At 72.3% G+C, this 4,465-nt stretch carries 3 protein-coding genes, 3 pseudogenes and 1 riboswitch; of the genes and pseudogenes, 2 read left to right on the top strand and 4 right to left on the bottom strand.

The annotated features are described in order from the left end of the window. Window positions 1-87: 87 nt before the first annotated feature. The 3 genes and pseudogenes from ABZ281_RS39630 to ABZ281_RS39640 all read right to left on the bottom strand — a co-directional run. Window positions 88-429 (bottom strand): annotated as a pseudogene (locus ABZ281_RS39630) (cobalamin biosynthesis protein); the annotation flags it as partial. A gap of 99 nt (window positions 430-528) precedes the next feature. Continuing rightward, window positions 529-687, bottom strand: a riboswitch (cobalamin riboswitch). A 70-nt stretch (window positions 688-757) separates the two neighbouring features. After that, window positions 758-1,336: pseudogene (locus tag ABZ281_RS39635) on the bottom strand (sigma-70 family RNA polymerase sigma factor); the annotation flags it as partial. 56 nt (window positions 1,337-1,392) lie between these two features. Continuing rightward, the gene (locus ABZ281_RS39640; protein WP_356662834.1) at window positions 1,393-2,421 is read right to left on the bottom strand and encodes a lytic transglycosylase domain-containing protein; all 1,029 of its coding nucleotides are present in this window, start codon (window positions 2,419-2,421) and stop codon (window positions 1,393-1,395) included. Between the two features lie 353 nt (window positions 2,422-2,774). On the opposite strand from ABZ281_RS39640, the pseudogene ABZ281_RS39645 reads away from it, so the two are divergent. Further along, window positions 2,775-2,876 (top strand): annotated as a pseudogene (locus tag ABZ281_RS39645) (ATP-binding protein); the annotation flags it as partial. 40 nt (window positions 2,877-2,916) lie between these two features. Here the strand turns inward: ABZ281_RS39645 and ABZ281_RS39650 are convergent. Further along, a complete protein-coding gene (locus tag ABZ281_RS39650) occupies window positions 2,917-3,915 on the bottom strand; it encodes an oxidoreductase (protein WP_356662832.1) in 999 nt (332 codons plus the stop codon). Window positions 3,916-4,199: 284 nt separating this feature from the next. Between ABZ281_RS39650 and ABZ281_RS39655 the strand changes: the two genes are divergently transcribed. Beyond that, window positions 4,200-4,465, top strand: a 266-nt coding sequence (locus ABZ281_RS39655) for a hypothetical protein (protein ID WP_356662833.1), incomplete at its 3' end; no start/stop codon positions are given.

The raw sequence follows: 4,465 nt of genomic DNA on the forward strand, positions 1-4,465 counted from the left end.
CGAAGCGTCCCTCCTCGGATGATGCGGGCCGGGATCCCGCTGCCGGGGCCCCGGTCAGGTGGAGGATGCCCAGCGAATGCGATCGATAACGTCCCCGGCCTCCAGGGCACGCCCGATGGTCCGCGCCTCCCGGGCGAGCGACGTCCCCCCGACGACGGCCCAGGTGGCGGCTCCGGTCATCGCGACGGAGGCGACGGCGGACGGCCGCACGGCACGCGCGGCGACGGACCCGAGGGCGACGGCCCCTCCGGCACACACGGCGGTGTGCAGCGCGCCCCACCCGCGGTGGTCCCGCCACAACACCCGTTCCACGGCGCCCGCGGCCCGCCCGAACGCGGCGACCGGATGCCCCCGGCGAGGATCACCGAGCAGCAGGTCACCGATCAGACCGGCGGCGGCACCGTACGCGAAGACGCGACCGGCACCCATGGGCTCAGCCGGCCAGGAGGGCGGGCAGGGGTGGGGTGTTGAACCTCGGTCGGCAGCCGCGCATGGCGATATGTGTCCTCACTCAGGGTGTCCACGCCCTGGTTCGACGAGACCGGCGGTGAGAGTTCCTGGCTCCCGGGGATCGCTACCCCGGTGACAGTGGCGGGACCGCGCCGGACTTTCACCGGCTTCCTCTCCTGCCGCCGTATTGGCCCCGGCAGTCCACCACGGCCGGGAACCGCCGTCAACTTGCCGTTGACCTGCGAGGGGAGAGTGTGGAGAACCCCACATCGCCCCTTGCGTACACACGACGACCGGGCGGCACGGAACCGCGCGGCCGCCCCCACCCGATCAGGAACAGCGCGAACCCGAGCGTGGCGGCCAGCGACTGCCGCAGCGTCCGCCGGGCGCGGGCCAGCAGCGACTCGACGGTCCGGTAGCTCAGCCCCATCCGGACGGCGACCTGGCCGACGTCCAGGTCCTCCGACTTCAGCCGCAGCGCCTCGGCCTGCCGCGCGGGCAGCTCACCACTGCGCACCGCCAGCCACTTCGCCTCGGCCCGGTCGCACACCGCCTCCTCGACGGGCACCGGACCGGGGGCGATGAGCGTCGGGCTGGTACGCACCTCGGCCTCGCGGTTCACCTGCCGGTAGCGGTCGACGCACAGCCGCATCGTCACCGTCGTCAGCCAGGCCGCGAGCCGCTCCTCATCCAGGTCGGGCCGCTCGGCGGCGCGCAGCATCGCCTCGTGTACCGCGTCCTCGGCGTCCTCCGCGCTCATCGACCTGCGCCGGGCCACCTTGAGCAGGTGCTCACGGTGGCTCCACATACGCCGCCACCGCTCGTCGGCCGCGGTCACCACTGCAAGTGTCTCTGCGGGCATGTCCGCAGGCGTGTCCGTCGCCATGAGGGCCCCTTCGCGCTCACCCACCGCTCTCGTGCTGTCCGGCGGGTGGGGCGACATTACCGCCGAGTATCGGCGGTTGTGGAGGGGGAGGCGGTCATCGAGTCCGCGCTGTTACTGGTGATCGGGGCGGCGCTGGGCAGCAGGTCGTCGCCGGGGAGCTCGATGTCCGGGTCGGGGACGGGGAGTTGCGGCTCCTCCGTCTCCGGGGGCTCGGTGGCCGGACGGGACGCGGTGGGGGCCGGTGAGGCGGGAGCCGACGACGGGCGGGACGGGATGGCGGTCGGACGGCCGGAGCGGGTGGGTGCGGCTCGTTCCGGCTTCGAGGGCGATCGTGACGGCTCGGAGCGCGCGGAGGAGGACCCGGCGGAGAGGCCCGGCACCACCCGGTGCCCTTCCAGGAAGTACGCGTACCAGGCCCGGACCGTGCGCAGATAGGCCGCCGAGTGGTTGTAGCCCAGGATCGCCCGGTCCAGCTCGGCGGGAACGGAAAGATCCCGCCCGCCCGCACACAGATACCGTCCGGCGGCGAGTGCCGCGTCGAAGACGTTGTTCGGATCCGTACGCCCGTCGCCGTTGCCGTCCGCACCCCAGCGGGCCCAGGTCGACGGGATGAACTGCATGGGCCCGACCGCGCGGTCGTACGCCGTGTCCCTGTCGTGGACACCGCCGTCGGTGTCCCGGATCAGCGCGAAGGCCACGCCGTCCAGCCGCGGGCCGAGGATCGGCGCCACGGTCGTACCGTCCGACGTCACCCTGCCGCCCCGCGCCTGCCCCGACTCCACCTGCCCGATCGCCGCCAGCAGCTGCCAGCGCAGCCGGCAGCCAAGCGTCTCGCGCGCGAGCCGGTCCTCGGCCCGCCGATAGGCGGCGAACACGCCGGCCGGCAGCGCGCCGCCCACCACCTCCTCCGCAGCCGCCGCCCCGCCGCCCGTGGCGTGCCCGGTCCGCAGCGGCGGCAGCTCGGTGCGGTACGGGGCGTCGCCGGACACGCTCGGCCCGTCCGCGGCAGCTGCCTGACCGGGCGCCGGTGCGGAGGCCCGCGCCGGGACCGCCCCCGGTGCCTGTGACGCGGTGAGCGCCGCCATCGCCGCCACCGCGGCCGCCGTACCCCTGACGCGTCTGCCCCTGTGCCCTGCCACGCGCAGTTCCCCTCCCTGTGAGCTTCTCGTCGTCTGCTCTACGGGCGAGGGAGGTGGGTCCGTCGCGGGGATTTGCGCACGGTGCGGCTACGGCGGATTCCGCACCCCCGCTCGCCTTCTCCGCTCGCTGGCCGACGAGGCGGGTGACGAGGTGCTGGGCCGCTCGGAGGAGGTACCCGACCAGTGGCGGGGCATCGCCACCCGCTGCGAGAAGACGGCGACCATCTACCTCGCCGGACTCCACATCGCCGTTACCAACGTCCCGGAACAGCACAAAGGACCTCGCCCGGCACTTCCCCTCGTCCACGACGAACGAGACGCTGACCCTCATCACAGCAGAGCTGGCCGCCAACGCAGTGCGCCACGGTCACGTACCGGGTCGTGACTTCGAGGTGCGACTCATCGCCTGTCTCCTGTGCTCCCGTGCCTCCGTGTACCGGTCTACTGGTGGCCGGCCACCCGGGCCAGGCTCTCGCCGAGGCCTTCGCGGCGGATGCGCTGGTCGATGTAGAGCAGAGTGCTGACCAGCTGTGTGAAGGCGGTGGCGAGCAGCTGGACCACCAGCATGACGACGACAGTGAGGACCAGATAGGTCCACAGGCCGGACCACGCGTCGTCGCCGTACACCTGGGTGAAGAACTCGCCCATGTCGGCGGGCGGTTCGTCGTACGGGCCGTAGGCGTCGTACGACGGCTGCGGACTGGCGAACAGCAGCGGGATCTGCACGATCCACCCTCCGACCGCCACCATGCCCCAAGTGAGCAACAGGATGCCGAACGTGCGCCACCAGGCACCGCGGACCAGCCGGAACGAGCGCTTCAGGGCGGTGATCGGGCCGGCTGACTCAAGGACCGCGGCGGCGGGCGCGAATGAGAAGGACACCAGCAGCCACGTCACCAACGGCAGGATCAGCAGCCCGAGCAAGAACACGAGCCCCGGCGCCATCGGGGGGCTCTCGGCCGCCACGAGCAGGGCGATCAGGCTGATCCAGAGCAGGACGAAGAGGACGACCGGGATCGCGATCAGCAGATAGATGAGGAGCGTGACGCCGAGCACCGACGGTGTACGGGCCCAGGCGCGGCGCCATACCGTACCGAAGGTGGTGCGCCGGCCCAGCACGGCGTGTTCCAGGACCACCGGGCTGACAGCGGACAGGAACGAGTTCACGAGCAGGGTGAGCAGCATGAGCACCACGTACGCCACCCCGACGGAGATCACGATCGGGCCGGCCATGGCCCAGGTCGGATCGTCGGCGTGGATCAGTTCCTGCCAGTCGTCCTCGACGCTGCGGTAGACCAGGGCGATCGCGCCGGCCGTCGCCGCGAAGAGCAAGGCGAGGCCCGTTCCCATCGCGCCGAACAACTGCCGCGCGTACCGCCCCATCGTCGAGAACGCGCCGTTGTAGACAGACCCCAGCCCGAGCGGTGCCAGCGGTATCACGCCCGGTCTGGGCGGAGGCGGCTGCCGGCCGCCCCAGCCGTAGGGACCATATGGCCCCTGCGGACCGTACGACCCCTGCGGACCGTACGGTCCTTGCGGCCCGTTCGACTCCTGTGGTCCCCACCCCTGGTGCGCCATGCCGTGTTCCGTTCCTTTGTCCGCGACGGCATACGTTAGCCCAGGTCGGTCGGGAGCCGGCCGGAGGTGTGGGCGGCTACGGCCAGGGCGGCCACGAGGCCTGCGCGGGGGATGCGCTGGTCCGTTTGGAGCAGGGCAACCGTTAGGTGGGACAGCAGCGTCGACAGCGGGATGCCGGCCAAGGTGGGGAGCAGGAGCGGACCGCCGAGCACGAGCGCGACGGGGTCTCCCTACACCAGCAGGGCCGCGAGTACATCGGGACGAGCGAGGCGATCGTCGGCGCGGTCACCGACTCCCTGGCTGCCCCACGGACGCTGCTGCTGGACGGTATGACGAGGAAGGTCGCCTCCAGTGAAACCGGCCCCGGTCAGCTCCAGTGGCTGCCCGCGGCCGGTGGCATCCGCGGGCGGGC

This window comes from Streptomyces sp. NPDC006265, from assembly GCF_040613555.1.
GTDB lineage: Bacteria > Actinomycetota > Actinomycetes > Streptomycetales > Streptomycetaceae > Streptomyces.